The sequence below is a fragment of the Gluconacetobacter azotocaptans genome, from assembly GCF_014174355.1.
Taxonomy (GTDB): domain Bacteria; phylum Pseudomonadota; class Alphaproteobacteria; order Acetobacterales; family Acetobacteraceae; genus Gluconacetobacter; species Gluconacetobacter azotocaptans.
In genome coordinates this window covers 45,140-68,813 of the sequence record NZ_JABEQF010000003.1, presented here as the reverse complement: position 1 = coordinate 68,813, position 23,674 = coordinate 45,140, and the positions used below count along the sequence as shown (strand labels likewise).

Here is a 23,674-nt window from a genome sequence, read left to right as displayed (position 1 = left end):
GGCTGTCATGACGCCGGGCCAGATCGACATCGAGGACGCCATCGCCCGCACCATCATGACGGCGCGGGCCGGGGTGCCGGCTATCCGCAACGTCAACAGTGCCGGCATGGCGCTGAACCGGGTCTGTCTGCATGGACGGCAGATCCGCCACATTGAGACGATGCGCGGCCGGTCGCTGATGGACCGCGTCCGTACCCTGATCGAATACGGCCTGGAGGATGCCACGAAATACCGTACACCGCCCGCCGAATCCCTGCGCCCGGTCGGTAAGCGCCGCATCGTATCAACCTGCCTGGCGGTCGACACCGTGCGCGACATCCACCTGGTCGCCATCGGCGGCCAGCATCCGCTGACTTTCGCCGCGGCGGTGCGGTGGCTGGTGGATCTGGGGATCAAGGCGGACCGGGAGGGCGGGACATGATGTGCTGGCTCGCCATCATCATCGCCCTGCGCGCCTGCCGCGATTGCGCGGGCCGGGGCTGGATCCGCACCACCTGGTCGGGCGGTCGGGACATTTTCACCTTTCACACCGTCGAGGCCCTGGCGATCTGCGCCGGTTGCGACGGCGACGGCGACGGGCGGCAGGCTTGGGCGCGGGGAGGGCGAGCATGATGCGAACCCGCCGAGGCAGGAAAATTCGAACGGTTCGGACCCTGGGTTGCTGGGGCTTTAGTGCCGTGACCAACCGCGTTGTCGGAAGCCGGCATAGGTGGGACCGTCTGGGGCGATGCGAATTCTGTAATCGCACGCAGGATCAGGTGCGAATTATCGAAATCAAGTCGGCTCCCGATGAGGGAGGGGCGACATGAGCAAGCAGCGATATGCTTGGGTGCCGTCTGAAACCGACGACGAGATGACGCTCATCGTGGACGGCAAACGCGCCGGGGCGCTCATCCTATGGGAGGACAACAAAGACCACAGCCAGGGCTGGACCTGCATTGTCGTGCAGGAAGATGGCGACGATCAGGAACTTATGCCGCCCGATGCATTTTGGACGCCGCTTGAGAAAGCACAGCGCTTTTTGCTGGACGCAGTCGGGCTGGGCTCGGTGCAAGAGCCTGCCCCGGACAAGACGCGCGTGCGGTCGGTCCATCAGATACCCGCCGGTCGTGAGGTCGCGCTGACGCGCACGATTGCTGCGATCCTGCGCCGAGAGCGGGAAAAATCCGGCATGAGCCAGCAGGATCTGGCCAAGGCCGTTGGGGTCAGGGCCGAGATCGTAAAGGAATGGGAGGCGGGAGCTTCACAGCCTCGCCTGGTGCGGCTGCTGGATCTGTTTTCTGTCCTGGACGCGCTTCCGGGCGCAATGGATGAAATTCTTGCAGAGGACGCGAAGATTTGGGGAGTACAGGCATGAACGCCATCCCACGTCCAGCCCTCCGCTGGCATGGCGGCAAATGGCGCCTTGCCCCGTGGGTGATCGAGCATTTCCCGCCGCACGATTGCTATGTCGAGCCGTTCGGCGGTGCGGCATCCGTCCTCCTGCGCAAGCCGCGGGTCGGCGCCGAGGTCTATAACGACCTGGACGACGACGTGGTCGGCTTGTTCCGGGTCCTGCGTAACGCCGACCAGGCGGAACGCCTGATCGCAGGACTGCGCCTCACGCCGTTCGCACGGGCCGAGGACGCCGATTGTCGCCGGCCGGCGCCCGATGCGGATCCGGTCGAGCGCGCCCGCAGACTGATCGTCAGGTCATTCATGGGATACGGGTCCGATGCGTGCCGCGCCGATCGAACGACCGGCTTTCGGTCTGGTAGCAATCGCGATCGCGGTAAATGCACTGCGGCGCGTGAATGGGCAGCATATCCGGACGCATTGCGACTGACCGTCGACCGCCTTCAGGCAGTCGTCATAGAACACCGCGATGCGGTCGAGGTCATGCGGATGCACGACCGGCCGACCACACTGCATTACGTCGACCCGCCCTATCTGCCGACTACCCGCCGCCTGTCGCACCGGGGGCACGGCTACGTGCACGAGCTGACGGCCGAGGACCATGCACGGCTGCTGGGCGCGCTGTGCGAGCTGACCGGCATGGTGGTCCTCAGTGGCTATCCGCACCGGTCCTACGACGCCGCGCTGCCCGGCTGGATGCGCGTCACCACCAGCACCCACGCCGACGGCGCCCAGCCGCGCGTCGAGGCGCTGTGGCTCAATCCTGCGACGCAGGACGCACTCGCCCAGATGGCCTTTCGGTTCGGGGGTGCGGCATGAGCGCGACCCCTCTCATCCGGAAAATCCGGCACACCGAGACTCTGGGCTGCTACGGCGTCAGCCCCGTGACGAACAAGCGCGTAGGCAGCCGCCATTCCTGGGGTTGGCTCGGCCGCTGTCGGTTCTGCGGCCGCACCAAGGACCAGGTGAGGCACGTCGAAATCCAGCTGGTGCCGGTGGATGGGGGCGCGGCATGAACGCCGTTGCGCCAATCGGTCGCCTGGCGCCGATGCAATGGTCGCTGGACACCGCAATCAACGTGGTCCTGTTCGCCGGACTGGGCGGCGCCTGCGCAGGCCTGGAGGACGCAGGCCTGCCGGTCCACGTTGCCAACAACCACGACCCGGTGGCGCTGGCTGCGCACGCCGCGCTGTTCCCGCACACGCGCCACGTCGCCGGCGATATTTTCGACGTGGACCCGCTGGTTGCGACCAATGGCCGGCCCGTGAATATCCTGTGGGCATCGCCCGACTGCCGCGATCATTCCGTGGCCAAGGGCGCGGCGCCGAGATCCGCACGCGTCCGGTCCCTGCCGTGGCAGGTCTGCCGCTGGGCAGGCAAGACCCGCCCGACCGTCATTATGATGGAAAACGTCCGCGAGATACGCGGCTGGGGGCCCCTGATCGCAAAGCGCGACAAGACCACCGGCCGTGTGCTCAAGCTGGACGGCACCGTCGCAGCCCGGGGCGAGCATGTGCCCCGGCACATGCAGCAGCTGGTGCGCGACAAGCGACGCCTTGGCCGGTCCTATCGGGCGTTCATGGCCCATATCCGGGGGCTGGGATACGATTACCAGGACCGGGATCTGTGCTGCGCCGACTTCGGCATCCCGACCAGCCGCCGGCGCTGGTTCGCCGTGGCGCGGCGGGACGGCCAGCCGATCGACTGGCCTGCTCGTACACATGCCCCGATCGCCCAGGCCAAGGCCCTGCGCCTCAAACCCTGGGTCGGCGCACACACGATCATCGACTGGTCGATCCCGATGCAGTCGATTTTCGACCGGGCCCGTCCGCTGGCTGCGAACACCAATCACCGGATCGCGGTTGGTCTGCGGAAATTCGTGCTGGAATCGCCTCGGCCGTTCATTCGGCCGTTCATCTTGCCGCTGACCCATACCGGTGGCGTGCGGGTCCATGACATGCTGGACCCCCTGCGGACACTGACGGCAGCGCATCGGGGCGAACTGGCGGTCGTGGCGCCGGCATTTGTCGAGGAACGGCGCGGCGCCAGCGTCGGGCAGGACCTGGCGCAGCCGCTCGGTGCCCAGACACAGATCCAGCACCACTCGCTGGTCGCCGCCTGGATGGTCCAGTACAATTTCACCGTAGCCGAGGGCGTCATCGGCACCGGCATGGACCAGTCGGCTTCGACCCTGATGACGCGCGGCACCCAGAAATACGTCGCGGCGGCCACCCTGGCGAAGCTGCGCGGCACCAGCACGGCGGCCGACATTCATTACCCGGTGCCGACCCTTTCCGCCGGCGGCAACCATGTCGCGGCCGTCGCGGCGTTCCTGACCAAATATTACGGCCAGGGATCGCAGAGCCAGGCGGCAAGCGATCCGCTGCATGCCCTGACCACGCTGGCCCGCTTCGGCATCGTCACCGTCCAGTTCCAGGGCGCGCCGCATGTCCTGTCCGACGTCATGATGCGGATGCTCCACCCGTCCGAGGCGGCCGCCGCGCATGAACTGACATTGCCCGCCATGATCGAGATCGACGGCCAGCGCCGGGCGCTGACCAAGAGCGAGTCCATGCGCCTGATCGGCAACAGCGTGCCCAAACGCATGGCCACCCTGCTGGCCCAGGCAAACCGCGTCACCGCCCTCGATCGGGCGGCGGTGATCGCTGCGGAGTGATGATGATGGAAAATGCGAAATCATTTCTGATTCCGGCCAATTTAACTGGCGATCAAGTCGACGCATTTTGCCGAGAGTGGAATCTGCACGCTCCAGACGTGCGCCGATTTGCTGCTACTCTTTGCAGGGTTGTCGGCACGCCCGCCGAGGCGAGCGGTAAGTTACGGGTTTTCGACGTTGCAGATGCGTCATATGGGCCACTCGACGCGAAATACGTCCGCCATGCTGACGCCGAAGCCCTGATCGCTGCCCGCGACGCCGAGATTGCCGACAAGGATCGGGAGATAGAAGACCTGAAGGCAGCTGCCGAGACGGTCATATCGTTCGATGAAGCCTATCGGCGCAAGATCGAGCGACGTGTTTTGCCCGCAGCGATGGGCGATATGATGAAGATCGCCAGCCTCATAGAATGGGCCCAGAAGATCCGAGACCAATTCGGGAATACGTGCGTCTATGCTGTCGATCTGTCATGGGGTGCCGTGGCGCTGAACCGGGAGGCTGATGACCGGAAGCGTTTGTCCCCCGGAAAGACTTCGTGGACCGATAATCCCGATTTCGAAGGGGCCGATACCGAAGCCGCGTTCGCGTCCCTCAAAGAGGAGAATACAACCTTGACCGCGCAGATCGACACGATCGCGCAGGAGACGCGGGAGGCGTGTGCGCTTGTCGTGGAGCGCTGGGGTCTGCACACACTTCAGGCCACCGGCATGTGGCTGATCGACAAGGCAGGAGTCGCTGCCGCCATTCGCCACTCGGGGGGAGAGAAGGCGTGAGCGAACCCTGCACCTGCATGGGCTATCCCGTGGCCATCGTCTGGCGTGATCGCGCGCGATGCGACGTCAGCGCCTACCGATGCACGCGCTGTGGCGCGTCGTGGGGTGGGGCCAGTGCGGCGGCCAGGCCGATTTCCAATCTGGACCTGTCGCGCCGCGAGAGTAAAGCCATCAAGCAGGGAGATGCCCCATGACCCAGCACAGGACGCGGGAAGAGCAGATCAGCGCATTGGCCGGGAATCTGTCCGGGGTCCGCTGCATAGGAGCGTTCGAGCGGGAAAGCGCCCGTCGCCACATAGAAGAAGCCGAATCCCGAGCCCGCGCCGAGGCGCAGGCCGAGATCGGGGACGTCTACCAGCGCGGCGTCCAGAACGGGCGCGAAGCCGGAATCACAATCGGCCGGCACCAGGCGCAGGTGGTCATTGCGGCCGCGATCAGGTTGGCCTGGTCAGAGGCCGGCACCGAGTCGGTCCTGAATGGCGGCGACCCGGTCGCATTCGATCCGTGGCCTGAGATGGACGCGCTCCTGATAGCGCTGGACCAGGCGCGGCCGAACTGGCGCAGCCAGACACGGATGGAGGGCACTCAAGATGCCCGATAATCCGCTGCCATCCCATTCCTGCCTGTCCGATCTGGTGATCGGTCAGGCAGCCTACACGACCCGCCTCTACGGCGACGGAAAGGGCGCCTACGTCGGTGCCACGCGCGAGGACGGCGGCGCCTGCGCGATCGCGCACGTCGGCCGGCTGGTCACGATCGACGGCCAGTGTGTGCTGGAGCTGACGGGGTATTTGACGACGCCGGCGCGCGGTGAGGGAGAGGCAAATGGCTGAGGCGACGTGCTGCCGGGTGAAATCTCTTGCGGATCGGTGGGAGTGCTCGCCCGCCAAGATCCGCCGCATGATTGAAGCAGGGAAGCTGCCAGCTATCCGCCTGGATGGGATGGTCCGCATCCCCCTCTCCGCAGTCCTGGAAATCGAGGCAAAGACTGAATGCCCGCAAACGACAAGCCGCGACTCTGCCGAGTCGCAGGGCGCGACACATGGCACATCTATCACCAGCGCAAACGCCTCTCTACGGGCTGCACGGATCGCGCGTCGGCTGAATTAGTTCTCTCGAAATATGTCGCCGATCTATCTCGGCCGCAGACGCAGGCAGTCGGGATTTCGCAGATTCTGGACCTTTATCTGGCAGACCGTCGGGATGCCCTCAAGCCGGGCGCGGACAGGCTGGCGTTCGCCCACAAACAGGTCAGTGCCTGGTTCGGCGAAAGGCCAGTCGAAGCTATCACCGACCCGGAATGCCGAGCCTATTTGAGGAATCGTCTGGCCAACGGAATCAGCACCAGTACTGTGCGGACAGAGATGCAGGCACTCCGTGCGGCGCTGCGGTGGGCAGCGAAAGAGAAACTGACGGCCGAAGCGCCGCATATCCCCCTGCCTCCGCGCGCCGTTCCGAGGGAACGATGGCTGACCCGCGATGAAGCGCAGGCTCTCATTAAAGGATGCGGTTCCCATCACATGCGACTGTTCGTCATTCTGGCCCTTGGGACCGGCGCCCGAGTCGCATCATTGCTCGAACTGCCGTGGTCACGGGTCGATTTCGATGGCCGGGTGATCGACCTACGTGATCCGACCAGGCCGCGCACATCAAAAGGGAGGGCCCGCGTTCCCGTCAATGACGGCTTGCTCGCTGCGCTACAGGAAGCGCATGCCGTCCGGGAGACCGACTGGGTAATCGAGTGGGCCGGCAACAAGGTCGCTTCGATCAAGCGCGGATTTCGCGCGGCGGCCGAGCGGGCTGGGCTTCAGGGCGTGACGCCCCATACCCTGCGGCATACTGCGGCCACCTGGATGGCTCAGGCAGGTGTCCCGCTTTGGGAGGTAGCCGGATTCCTGGGGCACTCGAATACGAGGATGGTCGAGGATACCTATGCCCATCATAGCCCAGGCCATCTCAAGGCAGCATCGCGCGTCCTCGACATGAGCATATTGCAACAGTTCCCGGTTGCGCGCGTGAACACGGACACGGAAAAACTCACGGAATCCCGTGGTGCAAAATGCTCAAACTCCTGTGGAGGAAATGACCTAACAGATTGAAAAGAAACAACCGTTATAAGTGTTCGGGACGCAGGGGCCGGAGGTTCGAATCCTCTCACTCCGACCAGCTTTTTCAAAGATATGATGACCATCGCCGTTGCGGCCGGCCCGTTCGAAAGAACGGGATGGCCCGCAAGGGCGTTGTCGTGCGTACTGGCCATGCTGGCGCGAGCCCTTAAGCAAACATCAACGCCCGCCGCCCATGCTGGCCGTCGGGCGGCGCATGGGGTGTCGCGCCGATCCAGCATGGGGTGCGCCACGATCATGTTCGCCTCGTTCCTGCGCGACCGCCGGACACGCGACGATGCTCCTGTTCACAAGGGCGTAGCGCGCACGATCGGCCTTGCCGATGTCGCGGACTCCGTCGCCTGCCTGGAAACCTGTCCCGCCCAGCCCGCCCGGTTCGCGGGCGGTGGCGCGCTGCTGGATGGCGAGACGAACCCGTTCCTGGCGTGGTCGAGTTCGCCGGTCACGGTGACGGTCCACCATCTGCGCGATGTGGTCTACGATGTCGACCACCGGGTACTGATCAAGGACGGCTGCCTGATTGCCGAGACCTGCTACCTGCAACCGCCGGAAGCGCTGGCGCGGATCACCGTCGATCGGGCGCGGCTGGGCCGACTGGCCGGGCCGGGGGTGGCCATTCCGTGCAGCGACCACTGGCCGGGCAATTACTATCACTGGATGGCGCACACCCTGCCGGTGATCGCGTCCCTGTCCGATCGGCCGGAATGGGGATCGGCACGGCTGCTGCTGCCGGCGCTGCTGCCGTGGCAGCGTCGGACGCTGGAACTGCTGCGCCCCGGACGCTGCGGGATCGAACCGATCGCCGCCGGGGCGCAATATCGGGTCGACCGGGTCGCCTATTGCAATATCGTGGCCGGGGCAGCCGATTTCGCGATGTCGCGGCTGTGCGGGGCGGTTTTCAGGCGCATGGCGGCGGCCGTTCCCGTCGCCCGCCGGCCGGGGGCGCGCCTGTACGTAAACCGCAGCGGAACCGGCAATCGCGCCATCCCGAACGAGAGTGCTCTGGCCGCGCGACTGCACGACATGGGTTTCCTGGCGGTGCGGCCCGAGACCCTGGCGCCCGAGGCGCAGATCGACCTGTTCCGGGCCGCATCGATGGTGGTGGGGCCGCTGGGCGCCGGCATGACCAATATCGGCTTCTGCCGGCCCGGGACCGTGGTGTACGATCTGGTGCCGGACCATCACGCCAATCCCTGCTTCCTGGCCATGGCCATGCGGGGGGACCTGGCCTATTGGGCGGACTGCTTTCCCACCGGGGCGGACAGGCAGGACCATGTCGCCAACTGGGCGCACGGGATCAATGTCGGGCAGGTGGCGCGGCGGGTCGTGGAATTGATGCCCTGAAACCCGCCAAAGGGCCTCGCCCTTTGGAAGCCCGGTCGTTTATCCAGGGTCGGGGTCCAGGGCCTCAGGCCCTGGTGGGTTCGGGCAACGCCCGATCTGCCTGCGGGCGCCCCCTCCTGACAACCGGCCGGACGTTCAGGCGACGGTGGTTTCCGTGCGGCGGCCGGGGACCAGAACGGTGGCGACGGCCACCACGCCGATATTGACCAGCAGCGCCAGAAGACCGGTCGAAACCGCCTGGTGCAGGCCGCCCAGGGCCAGGACATGCGTGGGTTTCAGCCCGTCCTGGAAGCACAGATACGTCCCGAACAGCGTGCCGACCGTCCAGCCCAGCAGCATCGCGCCGGCCGAGAAACGAATCCGCGTCAGGCCCAGCACCAGCGCCGGGAAAGTCTGAAGAATCCATAAGCCGCCCAGCAATTGCAGGTCGATGGCGAACTGGGCATTCAGGAACAGCACGCAGGCCAGCGCGCCCAGCTTGACGCCGAAGGCGACGATCCGGGCGGCTCCGACGTCCTGTCCACGCCCGGTGAGGATGTTGCGCGTCACCAGGTTGGCGGCGCCGATGGCCATGACCGCCGCGGGCACCAGCGCGCCGACGGCGACGGCGGCGAAGCAGAAACCGCTGAACCATGCGGGGAAGATGGCCAGGAACAGCAACGGCACGACTGACGAGGAGTGGGTCGTCACGATCCCCGCGGCATGCGCCATCAGGCCCAGCATCGCGATCAGGCCCAGCAGCAGCGTATAGGCCGGCAGCATGACCGCGTTCTTGCGGATCGTGTCGGCCGAGCGCGCGGCCAGCACGCCGGTCAGCGTGTGCGGATACAGGAATGCCGCCAGCGCCGACGACAGCGCCAGCGTCGCATAGGGCACGGCCTGCCCGGCCATCAGGGCGTGGTTGCCCTCGGGTTTGGGCAGGTGCTGCGCGGCGGTGGCGAACATCGCGGCATATCCGCCCAGATGCACCGGAATGACGATCACGGCGGCCAGCACCGCAATATAGATCATGATGTCCTTGATGAACGCCGTCAGCGCCGGGGCATGCAGCCCGCCCAGCCACGTATAGGCGGCCAGCGACACGAAGGCGACGATCAGCGGGATTTCGCCCGGCAGGCCCAGCGCCGCGATCACCGTGCGGATGCCGATCAGCTGCAGGGCGATATAGGGCATGACCGCGACCAGGCCGCTGCAGGCGATCGCCAGTTCCAGCGGGCGGCTGCCGAAGCGTGCCCGCACGATGTCCGCCGCCGTGGCATGCCGGCCGGCATGCGCGATGCGCCACAGGATGGGCATGACCAGGAACACGAACGGATAGACGATGATCGTATAAGGCAGCGCGAAGAAACCGAACGCCCCGGTGGCGTAGACCAGGGCGGGCACCGCGATGACGGTATAGGCGGTATAGAAATCGCCGCCGACCAGAAACCATGTGACCCAGGTGCCGAACTGCCGGCCGCCCAGGCCCCAGTCCTCGGACTTGTCGGCGCCGTGCGCGGGCCGGTGGGCGCGCCACCAGCTGACGGTGCTGCCCAGCAGGATCGTGGCGGCGAAGAACAGGATGAAGACGATCAGGGCCGCCGGACCGGGTGCTTGCGCGGTCATGAACGCGCGCCCTTCTTCCAGACCAGCAGGACCAGCAGGGACGTCAGCGGCACCCAGGCCAGCTGGTACCAGTAGAAGAACGGAAACCCCAGGAACGAGGGTTCGATCCGGTCATAAAACGGAAGCCATAACAGCCCCAGGAACGGCAGAAGCAACGCCAGACGGAGCATTTTCATCCCGATGCGCCTTTTTTCTTGTTGGTTAGGGCAGACGTCGCCCATTCGCGTGGGCCTGTCAACCGGACAGGAGCGGGCGGCGGCAGGCCCGGATTGCCGGATTTCCCATGCCCCGACACGGAAAAATCGACGGCGCGGGCCGGGAAGCGGCCGTCCTGCCGCAACCGGCATCACATCGGTATCGAAAGAACAGGCGGGCCGGCAGATCGTTCACAATAACGACGCCCGCGGGTGCCGGCCCCCGTGCCCCCCATCCGGACGCGCCGGCCATGCTCGCCACGCAGCCCACCTCGGCGCCCGCGCTGCCGCCCCGCGCGTACGGCCGCGCAGGCCCGAAAACAGGCCGCGAGCAGACAGGTTCCGTCATAATAAAAAGATCGAAATCCGCCCGATGAGCAGCTAAGAAAGCAGGGCGGCGCCCGAACAAGCAAGATCAAGAAAAGTTCGGGTCAGAGGAATGCCTACGTTTCGCGCAGAAAGAACACGGGGCACAAGGAGATACCGAGATGACGAAGTGGGTCTATGGTTTCGGAAGCGGCACCAACGAAGGCAGCGCCGGCATGCGCGACCTGCTGGGCGGCAAAGGCGCCAACCTGGCGGAAATGGCGGCGATCGGCCTGCCCGTGCCACCAGGCTTTACGATCACCACCGAGGTCTGCACCAGCTTCTATGAAAACGGCCGGGCCTATCCCGCCGAACTGAAGGCGCAGCTCGACACGGCCCTGCACGGCATCGAGGAGACGCTGGGCCTGCGCTTCGGCGATCCGGCCGCCCCGCTTCTGGTCTCGGTCCGCTCGGGCGCGCGGGTGTCGATGCCGGGCATGATGGACACCGTCCTCAATCTGGGCCTGAACGACAGCACGGTGGAAGGGCTGGCGGCCTCGTCGGGCGATCCGCGCTTCGCCTGGGACAGCTATCGCCGCTTCATCCAGATGTACGGCTCGGTCGTGCTCGGCGTGTCGCACCATCGCTTCGAGGACCTGATCGAGGAGACCAAGCGCGCGGCCGGCGTGCAGGACGATACCCGCCTGTCGGCCGAGGACTGGCAGGACGTCGTCGCGGGCTACAAGGAGATCGTGCTGCGCGAGACCGGGGACGACTTCCCCATGGACCCGCACGCGCAATTGTGGGGCGCGATCGGGGCGGTGTTCGGGTCGTGGATGAACCCGCGCGCCAACACCTATCGCCGCCTGCACGACATTCCGGCCAGCTGGGGCACGGCGGTCAACGTGCAGGCCATGGTGTTCGGCAACATGGGCGAGGATTGCGCCACCGGCGTGTGCTTCACCCGCGATCCGTCCACCGGCGAAAACGTCTTCTACGGCGAATACCTCATCAACGCCCAGGGCGAGGACGTGGTGGCCGGCATCCGCACCCCCCAGCCGATGTCCGAGGCCCGCGCCCGTGGCGACGAGGTGTCGATGGAAAAGGCACTGCCCGACGCCTATCGCGAACTGCTGGCGGTGCGCGACATCCTGGAACGCCATTACCGCGACATGCAGGACATCGAATTCACGGTCCAGGCCAACCGCCTGTACATGCTGCAGACCCGCACCGGCAAGCGCACCGCCGCCGCCGCGCTGCGGATCGCCATCAGCATGGCCGAGGAAGGCCTGATCACGCATGAGGAGGCGATCCGCCGGGTGCCCCCCTCGTCGCTGGACCAGCTGCTGCATCCGACGCTGGACCCCGAAGCGCCCCGCACGCTGCTGAGCCGCGGGCTGCCGGCGTCGCCGGGGGCGGCGGCGGGCGCCATCGTCTTCACCGCCGAGGACGTGGAAATCCGCGCTGCCCGGGGCGAGGACGTGATCCTGGTCCGGATCGAAACCTCGCCCGAGGACGTGCACGGCATGCATGCCGCGCGCGGCGTGCTGACCACCCGTGGCGGCATGACGTCGCACGCCGCCGTGGTGGCGCGCGGCATGGGGCGCGTCTGCGTCGCCGGCGCCGGCGGGATCCATGTGGATTATCGCGCGCGCACGCTGTCGGTCGGCGGCACCGTCCTGCACGAAGGCGAGTGGATCACGCTGGACGGCGCGACGGGCGAGGTCTTCGCCGGCCGGGTCGGGACGATCGAACCCACCCTGTCGGGCGATTTCTCGACCCTGATGGGCTGGGCCGACCGCACGCGCCGGATGAAGATCCGCGCCAACGCCGAAACGCCCGAGGACGCCGAGACCGCGCGCCACTTCGGCGCCGAGGGAATCGGCCTGTGCCGGACCGAGCACATGTTCTTCGCCCCGGACCGCATCGGCTTCGTGCGGCAGATGATCATGGCGGGCGACGACACCGCGCGGACGCGCGCCATCGACGCGCTGCTGCCGTTCCAGCGCGAGGATTTCAAGGCGCTGTTCCGCATCATGGCAGGGCTGCCGGTGACGATCCGCCTGCTGGACCCGCCGCTGCATGAATTCCTGCCGCATGGCGATGCCGAACTGGCCGAGGTCGCGGCGGCGCTGGGCGAAAGCGTCGAGGCCCTGGCGGCCCGCAAGGCGGCGCTGTCGGAATCCAACCCGATGCTGGGCCATCGCGGCTGCCGCCTGGGCCTGACCTATCCGCAACTGTACGCCATGCAGGCCCGCGCGATCATCGAGGCCGCGATTGCGGTTTCGGGCGAGAGCGGACAGCAGGTGGTGCCGGAGATCATGATCCCGCTGGTGGGCATGGAGACCGAACTGCGCCGTGCCCGCGCGAATGTCGAGGCCGTGGCGGCGGAAGTCGTGGCGGCGGCCGGCGTCGCGCTGGAGTACAGCATCGGCACCATGATCGAACTGCCGCGCGCGGCGCTGACGGCCGACCGGATCGCGCAGGACGCGGATTTCTTCTCGTTCGGCACCAACGACCTGACGCAGACCACGTTCGGTCTGTCGCGCGACGACGCGGGCACGTTCATGCCGTTCTATCTGGAACATGACCTGATCCCGCGCGACCCGTTCATCTCCATCGACCAGGAAGGCGTGGGCCAGCTTGTCGCGATGGGGGTCGAGAAGGGACGCCGCACGAAGCCGGGCCTGAAGCTGGGCGTGTGCGGCGAGCACGGGGGCGATCCGGCCTCGATCGGGTTCTTCGAATCGGTCGGGCTGGATTACGTGTCCTGTTCGCCGTTCCGGGTGCCGATCGCGCGCCTGGCGGCGGCACAGGCCGCCCTGGCCCGCCGGGACGAGCAGAAGCGTCCGCTGCCCGCCGACAGCCGCTGACGACTGGCCGGCCGGGTGTGTGCGCGCACACCCGGCCATGCCGATCATGTCCGCCCCCATGGGGCGCCGGGGCCATATACGCATGCCATCGCACCATATCGTGCTGCATCTGGCGTCGGACGCGACGGGGCAGACGCTGGATTCCCTCGTCCGTGCCTCGGTCGCGCAGTTCAGCCATGCCGACGTCACCTACCATCGCTGGAACCTGCTGCGGACGCGCTCGCAATTGCGGCGCGCGCTCGAAGGCATCGCACAGGATCCGGGGCCGGTCCTGTCGTCGGTGGTCGATCCCCGGCTGCGGCACGAACTGACGGTCGGGTGCGGACATATCGGCGTCCGGCTGATCAACGTGCTGGACCCTGTCACCAACGTCCTGCAGGACGAACTGGGCGAAGCCGCCATCGCCCGGCCGGGCGGCCAGTACGTGATGGACGATGCCTATTTCCGCCGCATCGACGCCATGCATTTCGTGCTGGCCCATGATGACGGGCAGGAAATGGGCGGCCTGTCGCACGCCGACGTGGTGCTGGTGGGGGTGTCGCGCGCGTCCAAGACCCCGACCTCGTTCTACCTGGCCAATTGCGGCGTCAAGGCGGCCAACGTGCCGCTGATCCCCAACCTGCCGCTGCCAGGCGAGCTGGAGCATCTGTCCCGGCCGGTGGTCGGGTTGACCATAGATCCCGACGTGCTGATCGGTATCCGGCGGCACAGGCTGGATGTGATGGCCGACCGGCGGATGGATCTGGTGATGCGCAACAACCCGTATGTCGACCCCGAGCAGGTCGAGGAGGAAGTCCGCTGGGCGCGGCGCGTGTGCGCCCGGCATGGCTGGCCCCTGGTGGATGTCAGCCAGCGTTCGATCGAGGAAACGTCGGCTGCCGTCATGGAAGTGATAGCCCAGTGGGAAGAACGCCACCGGCCCTGACGCCCGATATCGCCGCGTTACATATCGATACCGGCGCAACCTGAATCGGGCCACATGACCACCTATATAAAAGGACATGGAAAGGGAGGCGCGGTCATGCGGCGATTTCTGGTTCTGGGGGCGGCAGCCCTGATGCTCGGGACGACGGCCGGAGGTCAGATCGCCTGGGCGCAACATGGCGGCGGCGGCGGTCATGGTGGCGGTGGTGGTGGTGGCTGGCACGGTGGTGGCGGCGGCGGCTGGCACGGTGGCGGCGGTGGCTGGCACGGCGGTGGTGGCGGCGGTTGGCACGGCGGTGGTGGCGGCTGGCACGGTGGCGGTGGCTGGGGCTGGCGTGGCGGTGGGTGGCGCGGCGGCGGCTGGGGCTACCGGCCCTATTATGGCGGCTGGGGATGGGGCGGCTATCCGTATTACGGCGGCTATTATGGCGGCTGGGGCTGGCCGCTGGCCTTCGGCGCGGTCCTGGGCGTGGCGGCCGGCGCGGCGGCATCCTCTTACGGGTCGTACTATGACGGATATGACGATGGATATGACGGCAGCGCGGGCTACCCGCCCGGCTATTATCCCTATTACCCCGGCACGGCGGCCTCCGCCGCCTACCCGCAGCAGCCGTATCAGCCATATCAGCAGCCCTATGCCGCCCCGCCGCCGCAGGGGGCGCCGATGCAGTCGCCCGTCGTCACCTGCAGCAAGGGGCTGGTCTTCAATCGCCTGACCGAGAGTTGCGACCGGCCGTGACGCGATGCGCATCCCTTGACCCGAGGCCGGGCTTGGGGATGCCACAGCCGTGACATATTATGTTACATGATGCATGTCCGGGGCATGGAACGGGCGGTTCCGTTCCGATGTCCGGCAATCGAAATTGGATACGAGAGATGATGAGTTTGCGGAAATGCGTCGCGCCCGCTCTGATGGCCGCCGGCCTGCTGGCGGCGGGCATGGCCACCGACGCGCGGGCCGAACCCGGCGGTTGCCTGAAATACGGTGCGGTCGGCGCGGTCGGTGGGCATCTGGCCCATCATGGCGTTATGGGGGCCGCCGGGGGGTGCGTCGCGGGCATGTATACCCGCCACGAATACCGCAAGGGCCTCCGCGCGAAGGCCGCGCTGTATGACAAGGAACATCCCGCCGACCCGCATATGAGCCTGGCGGAACGGTACCGGAACCGCAAGACGGACGAGCAGAAGGCCACGCTGTATGACGCCGAGCATCCGCCCGCCCCGGGACATTGAGGACGCCTCATCGGCAAGCATCAGGGCGCTGCCCTGAAACCCGCCAAAGGGCCTCGCCCTTTGGAAACCCGGTCGTTGATCCATGATCGGGGTCCAGGGCCTCAGGCCCTGGTGGGTTCGGGCGACGCCCGATTTTTCCTTCAGGCGGGGTCCAGCCACCCCGCCAGTTCCCGCCGCGCCAGGGCTTCCAGCAGGTCGATCGCGGCCGGGGCCCCGTTCAGGCAGGGGATCAGCGCGAAATCGGTTCCGCCGGCGGCGATGAATTCGGCGCGCACCTCGTTGCCGATCTCGTCCAGCGTTTCGATGCAGTCGGCCATGAAGCCCGGCATGATGACCGCGACACGGGTGACGCCCTGCGCGGGCAACGCCCGCACCAGCGGCGCGGTATAGGGTTCCAGCCAGCGCGCGGGGCCGAAGCGCGACTGATAGGTCAGCGGCATGGTCGCCTCGTCCATGTCCAGCGCCCGGCGCAGGGCGGCGATCGTGCGCTCGCAATCCTGGGGATAATGATCGCCACGGGCGACGTAATCGCGGGGCAGCCCGTGGAACGAGGCCACGATCCGCTGCGGCGCGAAGGGCAGGTCCGCCAGCGTCTCGCGCACCGAACGGGCCAGGGCGTCGATATAAAGCGGATGGTCGGGGAAGGGCGGCACGGTCCGGATGGCCGGCTGGTTGCGCAGCCGCATCAGTGCGCGAAACGCCTGGTCGTTGGCGGTGGCCGTGGTGGTGGCGCTGTATTGGGGATAGAGCGGCAGCAGCAGGATCCGGTCACAGCCACGGCGCAGCAGCCGGTCGATTCCCGACAGGATGGCCGGGTTGCCGTATCGCATGGCCCATTCCACCGCCACGCCGTCGGCGGCCAGCCGTTCGGCCAGCCCTTCGGCCTGCGCGCGGGTGTGGGTGCGCAACGGGCTTTCGTCGCGCTGGGCATGCCAGATGCGGCGGTAGGCGGCCCCCGTCCTGCGTGGACGCAGGGTCAGGATGGGGCCTTGCAGGATGGGCTGCCAGATGGCGGGGCTGGCTTCGATGATACGGCGGTCGGACAGGAACTCCGACAGGTACCGCCGGATGGCCTGATAGCCGGTTCCGTCCGGGGTGCCGAGATTGGTCAGCAATACGCCGATGCGTGACGGGCCGGGCGTGGCGGGCGCGTCGGGACGGATGGTCAGGAAGCTCATCGGGTCATTCTGCTACAGGATGACACGGTTCCTGGCAAAATGCCCTCATCGCGACTGATGTCCGCCGGCGGTGAAAGAGGTGGGAACCTGTACCGGCGCCGCGTCAGCGACGATTGCGTACCCGCACGGGTACCGGGCGGGGCGTGGGCTGGGCGCGCCACGCCTGGATCGCCGCACAGCCCATCAGCACGGACACGCACACCAGCGGCAGGGATGACGACAGAAAGGCGGAAATGGCGGTCATCGTGCTCTCCATCCCGATCGGGGCGGTCCTCGAAGGCTTGCGCGGCGGCGGAACAGCGCCGCGAAATCGGTGGTCCGGACCGCACATTCCAGTGAACCGTGCGGGTTTATGCCCCGTCAACGAAAAAATGACGGGAACCAGCGACGCATCCCCGACATGGGAACGGCGCTGCGATTCGTCAAGTTTCGCCGGCTTCCCCGCTGCGTGCAATCTGCAGGCATTTGCGCATCAGCGACGGCAGGGCCAGCCCGTCCAGTTCGTGTTCGCCGCAGACCAGTCCGCCCCGGGCGGCGATGCTGTTGGGAAAGCGGTCGATGCGCGCCGCGTACACATCCACATGCAAGGTGAAATGGGTGAAGACATGCGTCACCCGCCCCATGGACTTCCACGCCGACAGCCCGCGCGTGGGGGCCAGCGGAACATGAGAGAAAGCGTCGGCCATGGTCCATGCCTCGGCCCGCCAGGCGGTGCCGGGCAGTTCCAGCATGCCGCCCAGCAGCCCGCGTTCCGGCCGGCGGCGCAGCAGGACGTTTCCCGCGGCGTCGACCAGATGGAAATGTGCCCCGTGGCGAACCGGCTTCGCGGCCTTCGGCGCCTTGGCCGGCAGGCTGGCGGCGATGCCCAGCCGCGCCCCGGCGCAGGCCGCCTGCCAGGGGCACAGCACGCAGGCCGGGGATTTCGGGGTGCAGATCCCCGCCCCCAGATCGAACAGCGCCTGCGCGAAGTCGGACGGCCTGGCCCGGGCCTCGGCCGCGTCGCCCAATGTCGCGGCCTGCAGGGCGATGGCCTTGCGCGCGGCGGGCAGCGGGTCGGTCAGGGCGAACAGGCGGGTGGTCACGCGTTCGACATTGCCATCGACCGGCACGACCGGATGGCCGAAGGCGATGGCGGCGATGGCGGCCGCGGTATAGGGCCCGATCCCGGGCAGGGCCAGCAGCCCCGCCATGTCGCGGGGGAAGCCGCCGGCGCGGTCCACTGCCTGGGCGCAGGTATGCAGGTTGCGCGCCCGCGCGTAATAGCCCAGGCCCGCCCACGCGGCCATCACATCGTCCTGCCTGGCGCGCGCCAGGTCGGCCACGGTGGGAAACCGGTCGAGAAAACGATGGAAATATGGGATGACGGCCGCCACGGTCGTCTGCTGCAGCATGATCTCGCTGAGCCAGACGTGATAGGGATCGGCGGTTCGGCCGGGCAGGGCCCGCCAGGGCAGCGTCCGCCGGTGGCGGTCGTACCAGCGCAGCAGGTCGACGGGTAAAGGAGGCACGGTCCGCTTATGACGAAGGAACCGACGAACGGCAAGCGGGCACGCCCCGCCGCCCCGCCGCCCGAGCCCGCGCGCGCCTGGTCGATGCGCAGCCTGGGCGCGCTGATCCCCAACGTCGCCCGCCCCGCCTTCCGCAAGCAATCGCCGGCGGCGGCGCAGATCATCGCGGACTGGGCCGACATCGTGGGGCCCGAGCTTGCGCGCGCCACCGTGCCGCGCCGCCTGTCGGCGGGGGTGCTGACCCTGGGCTGTGCCGGGCCGGTGGCGATGGAATTGCAGCATCTGGCGCCCGCCCTGATCGGACGGATCAACCGGGCCTGCGGCCATGACGCCGTGCGGTCGCTGAAGCTGGTCCAGGATCTGGTACCCCGCCCCGCTCCGGCGGCCCCGCCCCCACGGCAGGCCCCGCCGCCGCCGGTCGCCATTCCCGACATGCCCGAGGGACCGCTGAAGGACGCGCTGGCGGCGCTGGGTGCGCGCGTGCGCGAACGCTCCGGACGGCGGTGACGACAGGATTGGCAGAGAAACATGACGATCGGGCCCTGCCATAAAAAGGCCGGGATCGCGGCGCTTCCTGCCTCCGGTATTGACGGGGCGTGGATGGCATAATCCCGCGAATGTGCGCGGCACGCCGGTTTCCCGGACCGCCCGTCCCGCCGAAGAAGAGAGAACGGTTTCTTGCTGAAAGGGAGCATTCCGATGCGCAAGATGGCTTTCCTGCTGGCCCTGTCGCTGGGCGTCGCCGGCACGCTGTCATCGACATCCGCCATGGCATGGGGCGGACGTGGCGGTTGGGGCGGTGGCGGCGGATGGCGCGGCGGCGGTGGCTGGGGCTGGCACGGTGGTGGCTGGCGTGGCGGCTGGCGCGGTCCCGGATGGGGCTGGGGCGGCTTCGGCGTCGGCATGCTGGCCGGGGCGGCGGCCGGCGCGGTGGTGGCAGCGCCGTACTATGGCGGATATCGCTATCGCTATCCGGTTTACGGTTATCCGGCTTATCCCGCTTATCCGGCGTATCCGGCCTATTCGTACCCGGCGTATGGCGCCCCTTATCCGGGCTATTATCCGGGCTGGTAAAAAGGAAAGGCCGGGCTCTGCCCGCACCCGGCAAGGGCCGCGGCCCTTGCATCCCATTCGTTTATAAAGTCCTGGGTTTTCAAAGGGCAAAGCCCTTGCCTTCGCATCACCCGTCCTGTCGGGCGGCGCGAATGAACCGTGCGATCAGCGCCGGGTCCTTGCGGCCCGGCGCGCTTTCAACGCCCGACGACACGTCGACTGCGGGCGCACCGCTCCGAGCGATGGCATCGGCCACATTGTCGGGGGTCAGCCCCCCGGCCAGGATCCATGGCGCGGGCGCGACCCAGCCGCGCGTCATCGTCCAGTCGATGGCATGGGCATTGCCGCCCGGCCGGTCCGAACCCGCGGGCGGGCGGGATTCGATCACCAGCCCGTCCAGGGATGTTTCGACCGGCAGGTCCTCTGGCGTCGCCACACCGTGGGCGTGCCAGACCGGCAGGCCGAACCGGTCGCGGACGGCGCGCGCGCGGGCCTGCGGGGCGTAGATCTGCAATCCGTCCAGTTCGGTCGCATCCAGCACGGCGGCGATGGCGTCGTCATCCGGCGCCACGAACAGGCCGATGCGCCGGGGACCGCCGGCAGGCAGGCGCGCGATCAGCGCCGCTGCCTGCGCGGGCGTGACATGGCGGGGCGAACGCGCGAAGAACACGAATCCGACCCAATCGGCACCATGCGCCACGGCGGCCTCCAGCCCGGCCGGTTCGGTCAGGCCGCAGATCTTGACGCCGATGGGCCGCTCCATCGGGCGGTCAGCCGGCAAGTTCCGCCGCGATGGCGGCGGCGGCGGCGGCCGGGTCGGCGGCGGTGGTGATGGGACGGCCGACCACGATCCAGTCGGCACCGGCGCGGCTGGCCTGGGCGGGGGTCATGATCCGCTTCTGGTCGCCGGCGGCGGCCCCGGCGGGCCGGATGCCCGGCACCACCAGCACCGGCCGGTCGCCCAGCCGGTCGCGCAGCGGCGCGATTTCATGCGACGAGCACACCAGCCCGTCGGCCCCGGCCGCCATTGCCAGCGCCCCCAACCGCACAACCTGCCCGCGCGGGGTGTCGGACACCCCGGTTTCGTGCAATGCCTCGGCGTCCATGCTGGTCAGCACCGTGACCGCCAGCAGGATGGGCCGCGCGTCCACGGGAAAGGCGTCATCCACCGCCGCGCGCGCCGCCGCGATCATCGCGTGCCCGCCGGAGGCGTGGATCGTCAGCATCGCCGGCCGCGTCGCCGCCAGGCTGCCGATCGCCGAGGCGACGGTGTTGGGAATGTCGTGCAGCTTCAGGTCCAGGAACAGCGGCCGGTCGCCCGCGACCTCCCGCACCGCGTCCAGCCCACGGGCATAGGTGAATTCCAGCCCCAGCTTCACGGCATCGGCCCCGGGCCTGCCATCACTGGCCGCCGTCCGGGTGCGCCAGGCGCGGGCCTGCGCCGCGTCCTTGGTGTCCAGCGCCACGATCAGGCGCGTGCGCCGCGCGGTCATCGCGGCAGCACCTCGGGATAGGACCCCGCCGGAGGGACGGGCGCCGGGGTGGCGGGGGGATTGAAGGTTTCGGCCTGCTGGCGGCGCAGTTCGGCGATCTGCTCCTCCAGCGTGCGGATCTGCTGTTCGGCGCGGCGGGCGCGGCCGCGCTGGCGCAATTCGGCGAACCACAGCGACAGCGCGCCCAGTGCGAAGAAGAACGCCGCGACGATCAGGGTCAGCACGCCGACCGACGATTTCCAGCCCCAGTCCAGGAACCACATCTGGATCGGATCCTGGTTGCAGGCGCTGAAGACGATCAGCGCCAGCAGGAAGGGGATGGTGATGAGAAGACGCAACATGCCTTGCCTCCTACAGTTCCGCACGGCCGGCGGCAAGAAAATCGGCCCCGCGCCTGGCGCCGGGCCGCCCGCCCCGTCCGGCGCAGATGGGTCTTGATTCCCGATGGACCGGCGTGGTCTCGTGACGTCAGCCCGAGGCGGAGTTTGCCCTTGAGTGAAATCATCGCGTTTCGCGGTACCGCGCGCAAGGACGACACGCTGTGGGCGGTCATCGCCTCGGCCGGTCGGACCATGCGGATCGCCGATGTCTATCCCGCCCGCGCCGCCGCGATGGCCGACCGGGACTGGCGCGAGCAGCAGGTCCGGGCCTACGCGCAGTTCCTGCGCCAGACCCGCCAGCCGGCGCCACGCTACAGTGTCGCCCCCATCCGCCGCGCCGACCTGCCCCGGGCCTGGCGGCCGTTGCCGGCGCTGGGGTTCCTGCGCGGGCAGTTCATCTAGCGTCCACCCGGTCCGAGGGCTTTGCCCTCCGGACCGGTGCGCGGTGCCTCAATGTCCCGTCGCGGGCGGCGGTGGCGGGGCCGTCAGGGTCAGCACATTGTCCGTCCGGTTCAGGTCGGGGATCTCGTGGTCCGGGTCCAGCGTCACCGTCTGCGGCGTGCGGGTGGTGGGGATGGTCAGTTCGATCTCGTTGCGCAGCTGCCAGGTCTCGGTCGGGATGACCAGGCGCGAGGTCGTGCCGTCGGTGTAGGTCAGCATCAGCGTCACCGGCAGCGGCAGCCAGCCCTTGTTGTCGACGGTGACCAGAACGCCGCGCGCCGCGCCGTCGCCCGTCGTCGTCGCGGATTTCACCGCATAGTCCGGGCCCCAGTTGTTGAAATACCAGCCGCGCCAGAACCAGGACAGATCCTCGCCGCCCTCGCTGTCCATCAGGCGGAAGAAGTCGGACGGCGTGGGGTGGCGATAGGCCCACAGCGCGATATAGCGGCGGAAGGCGCGGTCGAAGCGTTCCGGCCCCAGGATCTGCTCGCGCAGCAGCATCAGGCCGTAGGCGCCCTTGAAGTAGGTCACGGGGTGGCGATAGCGTTCCGGCACCAGGTCGGACGGCGTCATCAGCCGGGGCGCGGTCGGGTCGCGCAGGACCGACAGGATGTCTTCCGCCGGCTTGCCGGTGGCGGGGGCGAATTCCGCATCGCGCTTGGGCGCGAATTCGCCATTGTTGAAATGCTGGGACGCATAGGCGTCGATGAAGGTGTTGAAGCCTTCGTCCATGAAGGCGTTGCGGCGTTCGTTGGAGCCCACGATCATCGGGAACCAGTCGTGCCCCAGTTCGTGCGTCGTGATCCAGAACAGCTCGGGGTCCTTGTCATGCATCCCGTCGAAGACGATGCCGGGATATTCCATGCCCGCGCCATGGCCGCCCAGGTTGATCGCGTTGGGCCACGGGTACGGGTACCATTGGTGCGAGAAATACTCGATCGCGTGCTTCACGTAGGCGGTGGAACGGTCCCACTGATGCGGGCCCGCGCCCTCGACCAGATAGGCCGACATCGCCAGGCGCGGCGTCGCGGCGCGGCCCCCTTCCGCCGGCAGCGGCGGCAGGTCCAGCCGCGCCGCGTCCCACAGGAATGCGGGCGACGCGGCGAAGGCGACGTCGCGCGTGTTGTTCATGCGGAAATGCCAGGTCTTGGTCCCGCTCTGCGCCAGATGGCTCTTGGGGTCGGCGATATCGGCCTCGGTGCGGATCATCACCCGTTCGTCGCTCTTCGCCGCCTGGGCCAGGCGGTCGCGCTCGGTCTGGGTCAGGACCTCGGCCGGGTTCACCAGCGCGCCCGACCCCACCACGGTGAAATTCCACGGCACGGTGATGCTGTAATCGATGTCGCCATAATCCAGGAAGAATTCCTGGCCCAGATACGGCGCGGTATCCCAGCCGCGCAGGTCGTCATAGACGGCCATGCGCGGATACCATTGCGCGACCTCGTAGACATCGCCGTTGCGGCTGGCGGTGACGGCGGTGCGGCCGCCCCATTCGCCGGGGATCGTGTAATGCCAGACGATCTTGACCCGAATCTTGCCGCCCTTGCCGTCCAGCGGGCTCGGCAGGGGCAGTTGCATCCGCGTGTCCGAGATCACAGGCGTCACCGCGACGCTCTTGCCGTCCTGCTCGACCGATACGCTCTCGATCGCCTCGCCATCGGTGTGCTTGGCGTGGCGCTGGGGGTTGGCGAAGCCGCCGCGCGAGCCGTCGCGATAGATGTTCTGGTCAAGCTGGACCCACAACACGTCCAGCGCATCGGGGCTGTTGTTGACATAGGTAATGGTCTCGGACCCCGACAGCAGGCGGTTGGTGGGGTCGATGGCCGCCTTGATCTCGTAATCCGCGCTGTTCTGCCAATAGGCCGGGCCGGGCACGCCCGAACCCGACCGGTAGGATCCGGATGCATGCGGATAGGCCAGCGGGGCGAAGATCCGCGCCGGGTCGGGCGGCGGCGACGCGGGCAGCGCCGGGGCCGATGCCGTGTCGGCGCCCGCATCGGCGGCGCCGGCAGGCACGGCCCCCGCGCCGCAGGCCAGTATCGCGGCCAGCATCGCCCCGCCGGTCCGAAGGAAACGGCCAGCGGCGGGACGGCACGGATGCAGGCGAGAGTTCGGCAAGATCATGACCTTTCCGGAGGAGTCAGAGGACCGACGCTAACGGAATTGCCGGA

At 67.9% G+C, this 23,674-nt stretch carries 28 protein-coding genes; 19 read left to right on the top strand and 9 right to left on the bottom strand.

Features of this window, described 5'->3' with window-relative positions; all coding sequences use genetic code 11:
* Positions 1 to 7 precede the first annotated feature (7 nt).
* The 12 genes from HLH34_RS04235 (at position 8) to HLH34_RS04185 (ending at position 8,315) form a co-directional block, all read left to right on the top strand.
* Positions 8 to 421, top strand: coding sequence for a hypothetical protein (locus tag HLH34_RS04235; RefSeq protein ID WP_183118370.1), 414 nt, complete (start codon positions 8 to 10; stop codon positions 419 to 421).
* Complete coding sequence (locus tag HLH34_RS04230; protein WP_183118369.1) at positions 418 to 612, top strand: hypothetical protein; 195 nt, start codon at positions 418 to 420, stop codon at positions 610 to 612. The genes HLH34_RS04235 and HLH34_RS04230 overlap by 4 nt, the downstream gene beginning before the upstream one ends.
* A gap of 193 nt (positions 613 to 805) precedes the next feature.
* Positions 806 to 1,357, top strand: coding sequence for a helix-turn-helix domain-containing protein (locus HLH34_RS04225; RefSeq protein ID WP_183118368.1), 552 nt, complete (start codon positions 806 to 808; stop codon positions 1,355 to 1,357).
* A complete protein-coding gene (locus HLH34_RS04220; protein ID WP_183118367.1) occupies positions 1,354 to 2,214 on the top strand; it encodes a DNA adenine methylase in 861 nt (286 codons plus the stop codon). Before HLH34_RS04225 ends, HLH34_RS04220 begins: the two co-directional genes overlap by 4 nt.
* Positions 2,215 to 2,407: 193 nt before the next feature.
* On the top strand, positions 2,408 to 4,072 hold the full coding sequence (locus tag HLH34_RS04215) for a DNA cytosine methyltransferase (RefSeq protein WP_183118366.1): 1,665 nt from the start codon (positions 2,408 to 2,410) through the stop codon (positions 4,070 to 4,072).
* A complete protein-coding gene (locus tag HLH34_RS04210; RefSeq protein WP_183118365.1) occupies positions 4,072 to 4,845 on the top strand; it encodes a hypothetical protein in 774 nt (257 codons plus the stop codon). The genes HLH34_RS04215 and HLH34_RS04210 overlap by 1 nt, the downstream gene beginning before the upstream one ends.
* Positions 4,842 to 5,039, top strand: a complete 198-nt coding sequence (locus HLH34_RS04205; RefSeq protein WP_183118364.1) for a hypothetical protein — start codon at positions 4,842 to 4,844, stop codon at positions 5,037 to 5,039. Before HLH34_RS04210 ends, HLH34_RS04205 begins: the two co-directional genes overlap by 4 nt.
* A complete protein-coding gene (locus HLH34_RS04200) occupies positions 5,036 to 5,446 on the top strand; it encodes a hypothetical protein (RefSeq protein WP_183118363.1) in 411 nt (136 codons plus the stop codon). The genes HLH34_RS04205 and HLH34_RS04200 overlap by 4 nt, the downstream gene beginning before the upstream one ends.
* A complete protein-coding gene (locus tag HLH34_RS04195) occupies positions 5,436 to 5,678 on the top strand; it encodes a hypothetical protein (protein ID WP_183118362.1) in 243 nt (80 codons plus the stop codon). Before HLH34_RS04200 ends, HLH34_RS04195 begins: the two co-directional genes overlap by 11 nt.
* Positions 5,671 to 5,955, top strand: coding sequence for a helix-turn-helix domain-containing protein (locus HLH34_RS19795; RefSeq protein WP_373318618.1), 285 nt, complete (start codon positions 5,671 to 5,673; stop codon positions 5,953 to 5,955). The genes HLH34_RS04195 and HLH34_RS19795 overlap by 8 nt, the downstream gene beginning before the upstream one ends.
* Complete coding sequence (locus HLH34_RS04190) at positions 5,838 to 6,944, top strand: site-specific integrase (protein WP_183118361.1); 1,107 nt, start codon at positions 5,838 to 5,840, stop codon at positions 6,942 to 6,944. Before HLH34_RS19795 ends, HLH34_RS04190 begins: the two co-directional genes overlap by 118 nt.
* A 228-nt stretch (positions 6,945 to 7,172) precedes the next feature.
* Positions 7,173 to 8,315 (top strand): glycosyltransferase family 61 protein, encoded by a 1,143-nt coding sequence (locus tag HLH34_RS04185; protein WP_264784388.1) that lies wholly within the window; start codon positions 7,173 to 7,175, stop codon positions 8,313 to 8,315.
* 135 nt (positions 8,316 to 8,450) lie between these two features.
* Here the strand turns inward: HLH34_RS04185 and HLH34_RS04180 are convergent, their stop codons facing one another.
* Positions 8,451 to 9,920, bottom strand: a complete 1,470-nt coding sequence (locus HLH34_RS04180; protein WP_183118360.1) for a sodium:solute symporter family protein — start codon at positions 9,918 to 9,920, stop codon at positions 8,451 to 8,453.
* Positions 9,917 to 10,096 carry a DUF3311 domain-containing protein gene (locus tag HLH34_RS04175; RefSeq protein ID WP_182940555.1) on the bottom strand — a complete coding sequence of 60 codons (180 nt, stop codon included), beginning with the start codon at positions 10,094 to 10,096 and terminating at the stop codon, positions 9,917 to 9,919. The genes HLH34_RS04180 and HLH34_RS04175 overlap by 4 nt, the downstream gene beginning before the upstream one ends.
* A gap of 506 nt (positions 10,097 to 10,602) precedes the next feature.
* Here HLH34_RS04175 and ppdK point away from each other — a divergent pair.
* From ppdK to HLH34_RS04155, 4 genes are all read left to right on the top strand, one after another.
* Entirely contained in the window at positions 10,603 to 13,293 is a 2,691-nt protein-coding gene (gene ppdK, locus HLH34_RS04170; protein WP_183118359.1) for a pyruvate, phosphate dikinase, read from the top strand.
* An 82-nt stretch (positions 13,294 to 13,375) separates the two neighbouring features.
* The gene (locus HLH34_RS04165; RefSeq protein ID WP_183118358.1) at positions 13,376 to 14,218 is read left to right on the top strand and encodes a pyruvate, water dikinase regulatory protein; all 843 of its coding nucleotides are present in this window, start codon (positions 13,376 to 13,378) and stop codon (positions 14,216 to 14,218) included.
* Positions 14,219 to 14,314: 96 nt separating this feature from the next.
* Entirely contained in the window at positions 14,315 to 14,956 is a 642-nt protein-coding gene (locus tag HLH34_RS04160; protein ID WP_183118357.1) for a hypothetical protein, read from the top strand.
* 140 nt (positions 14,957 to 15,096) lie between these two features.
* The gene (locus HLH34_RS04155; RefSeq protein WP_183118642.1) at positions 15,097 to 15,450 is read left to right on the top strand and encodes a hypothetical protein; all 354 of its coding nucleotides are present in this window, start codon (positions 15,097 to 15,099) and stop codon (positions 15,448 to 15,450) included.
* Between the two features lie 140 nt (positions 15,451 to 15,590).
* Here the strand turns inward: HLH34_RS04155 and hemH are convergent, their stop codons facing one another.
* The 3 genes from hemH to mutY all read right to left on the bottom strand — a co-directional run bounded on the left by hemH (position 15,591) and on the right by mutY (position 18,136).
* Positions 15,591 to 16,628, bottom strand: a complete 1,038-nt coding sequence (hemH, locus tag HLH34_RS04150; RefSeq protein ID WP_183118356.1) for a ferrochelatase — start codon at positions 16,626 to 16,628, stop codon at positions 15,591 to 15,593.
* A gap of 103 nt (positions 16,629 to 16,731) precedes the next feature.
* Entirely contained in the window at positions 16,732 to 16,872 is a 141-nt protein-coding gene (locus HLH34_RS04145) for a hypothetical protein (protein WP_183118693.1), read from the bottom strand.
* A gap of 178 nt (positions 16,873 to 17,050) precedes the next feature.
* Positions 17,051 to 18,136 (bottom strand): A/G-specific adenine glycosylase, encoded by a 1,086-nt coding sequence (mutY, locus tag HLH34_RS04140; protein WP_264784421.1) that lies wholly within the window; start codon positions 18,134 to 18,136, stop codon positions 17,051 to 17,053.
* A gap of 9 nt (positions 18,137 to 18,145) precedes the next feature.
* On the opposite strand from mutY, the gene HLH34_RS19330 reads away from it, so the two are divergent.
* Both HLH34_RS19330 and HLH34_RS04130 read left to right on the top strand, forming a co-directional pair.
* Positions 18,146 to 18,643 carry a DUF721 domain-containing protein gene (locus HLH34_RS19330; protein WP_244959631.1) on the top strand — a complete coding sequence of 166 codons (498 nt, stop codon included), beginning with the start codon at positions 18,146 to 18,148 and terminating at the stop codon, positions 18,641 to 18,643.
* Between the two features lie 192 nt (positions 18,644 to 18,835).
* Positions 18,836 to 19,210, top strand: coding sequence for a hypothetical protein (locus HLH34_RS04130; protein WP_183118353.1), 375 nt, complete (start codon positions 18,836 to 18,838; stop codon positions 19,208 to 19,210).
* Positions 19,211 to 19,316: 106 nt separating this feature from the next.
* Here HLH34_RS04130 and HLH34_RS04125 read toward each other — a convergent pair whose 3' ends face one another.
* The 3 genes from HLH34_RS04125 to HLH34_RS04115 are packed head-to-tail and all read right to left on the bottom strand — an operon-like array spanning position 19,317 to position 21,023.
* Complete coding sequence (locus HLH34_RS04125) at positions 19,317 to 19,952, bottom strand: phosphoribosylanthranilate isomerase (RefSeq protein WP_183118352.1); 636 nt, start codon at positions 19,950 to 19,952, stop codon at positions 19,317 to 19,319.
* 7 nt (positions 19,953 to 19,959) lie between these two features.
* Positions 19,960 to 20,682, bottom strand: coding sequence for an orotidine-5'-phosphate decarboxylase (pyrF, locus tag HLH34_RS04120; RefSeq protein ID WP_183118351.1), 723 nt, complete (start codon positions 20,680 to 20,682; stop codon positions 19,960 to 19,962).
* The gene (locus HLH34_RS04115) at positions 20,679 to 21,023 is read right to left on the bottom strand and encodes a lipopolysaccharide assembly protein LapA domain-containing protein (RefSeq protein WP_183118350.1); all 345 of its coding nucleotides are present in this window, start codon (positions 21,021 to 21,023) and stop codon (positions 20,679 to 20,681) included. Before HLH34_RS04115 ends, pyrF begins: the two co-directional genes overlap by 4 nt.
* Positions 21,024 to 21,173: 150 nt before the next feature.
* Here HLH34_RS04115 and HLH34_RS04110 point away from each other — a divergent pair, with 150 nt between their 5' ends.
* Positions 21,174 to 21,464 carry a hypothetical protein gene (locus HLH34_RS04110; RefSeq protein ID WP_182940544.1) on the top strand — a complete coding sequence of 97 codons (291 nt, stop codon included), beginning with the start codon at positions 21,174 to 21,176 and terminating at the stop codon, positions 21,462 to 21,464.
* Between the two features lie 48 nt (positions 21,465 to 21,512).
* Here HLH34_RS04110 and HLH34_RS04105 read toward each other — a convergent pair whose 3' ends face one another.
* Positions 21,513 to 23,555: a M1 family metallopeptidase gene (locus tag HLH34_RS04105; RefSeq protein WP_183118349.1), complete on the bottom strand. Its 2,043-nt coding sequence runs from the start codon at positions 23,553 to 23,555 to the stop codon at positions 21,513 to 21,515.
* Positions 23,556 to 23,674 lie beyond the last annotated feature (119 nt).

Excerpts from the sequence above, each read along its gene's own strand:
- HLH34_RS04235 (WP_183118370.1), top strand. The coding sequence starts at position 8 with ATGACGCCGGGCCAGATCGACATCGAGGACGCCATCGCCCGCACCATC.
- HLH34_RS04230 (WP_183118369.1), top strand. The coding sequence starts at position 418 with ATGATGTGCTGGCTCGCCATCATCATCGCCCTGCGCGCCTGCCGCGAT.
- HLH34_RS04225 (WP_183118368.1), top strand. The coding sequence starts at position 806 with ATGAGCAAGCAGCGATATGCTTGGGTGCCGTCTGAAACCGACGACGAG.
- HLH34_RS04220 (WP_183118367.1), top strand. The coding sequence starts at position 1,354 with ATGAACGCCATCCCACGTCCAGCCCTCCGCTGGCATGGCGGCAAATGG.
- HLH34_RS04215 (WP_183118366.1), top strand. The coding sequence starts at position 2,408 with ATGAACGCCGTTGCGCCAATCGGTCGCCTGGCGCCGATGCAATGGTCG.
- HLH34_RS04210 (WP_183118365.1), top strand. The coding sequence starts at position 4,072 with ATGATGATGGAAAATGCGAAATCATTTCTGATTCCGGCCAATTTAACT.
- HLH34_RS04200 (WP_183118363.1), top strand. The coding sequence starts at position 5,036 with ATGACCCAGCACAGGACGCGGGAAGAGCAGATCAGCGCATTGGCCGGG.
- HLH34_RS04195 (WP_183118362.1), top strand. The coding sequence starts at position 5,436 with ATGCCCGATAATCCGCTGCCATCCCATTCCTGCCTGTCCGATCTGGTG.
- HLH34_RS19795 (WP_373318618.1), top strand. The coding sequence starts at position 5,671 with ATGGCTGAGGCGACGTGCTGCCGGGTGAAATCTCTTGCGGATCGGTGG.
- HLH34_RS04190 (WP_183118361.1), top strand. The coding sequence starts at position 5,838 with ATGCCCGCAAACGACAAGCCGCGACTCTGCCGAGTCGCAGGGCGCGAC.
- HLH34_RS04180 (WP_183118360.1), bottom strand. The coding sequence starts at position 9,920 with ATGACCGCGCAAGCACCCGGTCCGGCGGCCCTGATCGTCTTCATCCTG.
- HLH34_RS04175 (WP_182940555.1), bottom strand. The coding sequence starts at position 10,096 with ATGAAAATGCTCCGTCTGGCGTTGCTTCTGCCGTTCCTGGGGCTGTTA.
- ppdK (WP_183118359.1), top strand. The coding sequence starts at position 10,603 with ATGACGAAGTGGGTCTATGGTTTCGGAAGCGGCACCAACGAAGGCAGC.
- HLH34_RS04165 (WP_183118358.1), top strand. The coding sequence starts at position 13,376 with ATGCCATCGCACCATATCGTGCTGCATCTGGCGTCGGACGCGACGGGG.
- HLH34_RS04160 (WP_183118357.1), top strand. The coding sequence starts at position 14,315 with ATGCGGCGATTTCTGGTTCTGGGGGCGGCAGCCCTGATGCTCGGGACG.
- HLH34_RS04155 (WP_183118642.1), top strand. The coding sequence starts at position 15,097 with ATGAGTTTGCGGAAATGCGTCGCGCCCGCTCTGATGGCCGCCGGCCTG.
- hemH (WP_183118356.1), bottom strand. The coding sequence starts at position 16,628 with ATGAGCTTCCTGACCATCCGTCCCGACGCGCCCGCCACGCCCGGCCCG.
- HLH34_RS04145 (WP_183118693.1), bottom strand. The coding sequence starts at position 16,872 with ATGACCGCCATTTCCGCCTTTCTGTCGTCATCCCTGCCGCTGGTGTGC.
- HLH34_RS19330 (WP_244959631.1), top strand. The coding sequence starts at position 18,146 with ATGACGAAGGAACCGACGAACGGCAAGCGGGCACGCCCCGCCGCCCCG.
- HLH34_RS04130 (WP_183118353.1), top strand. The coding sequence starts at position 18,836 with ATGCGCAAGATGGCTTTCCTGCTGGCCCTGTCGCTGGGCGTCGCCGGC.
- HLH34_RS04125 (WP_183118352.1), bottom strand. The coding sequence starts at position 19,952 with ATGGAGCGGCCCATCGGCGTCAAGATCTGCGGCCTGACCGAACCGGCC.
- pyrF (WP_183118351.1), bottom strand. The coding sequence starts at position 20,682 with ATGACCGCGCGGCGCACGCGCCTGATCGTGGCGCTGGACACCAAGGAC.
- HLH34_RS04115 (WP_183118350.1), bottom strand. The coding sequence starts at position 21,023 with ATGTTGCGTCTTCTCATCACCATCCCCTTCCTGCTGGCGCTGATCGTC.
- HLH34_RS04105 (WP_183118349.1), bottom strand. The coding sequence starts at position 23,555 with ATGCTGGCCGCGATACTGGCCTGCGGCGCGGGGGCCGTGCCTGCCGGC.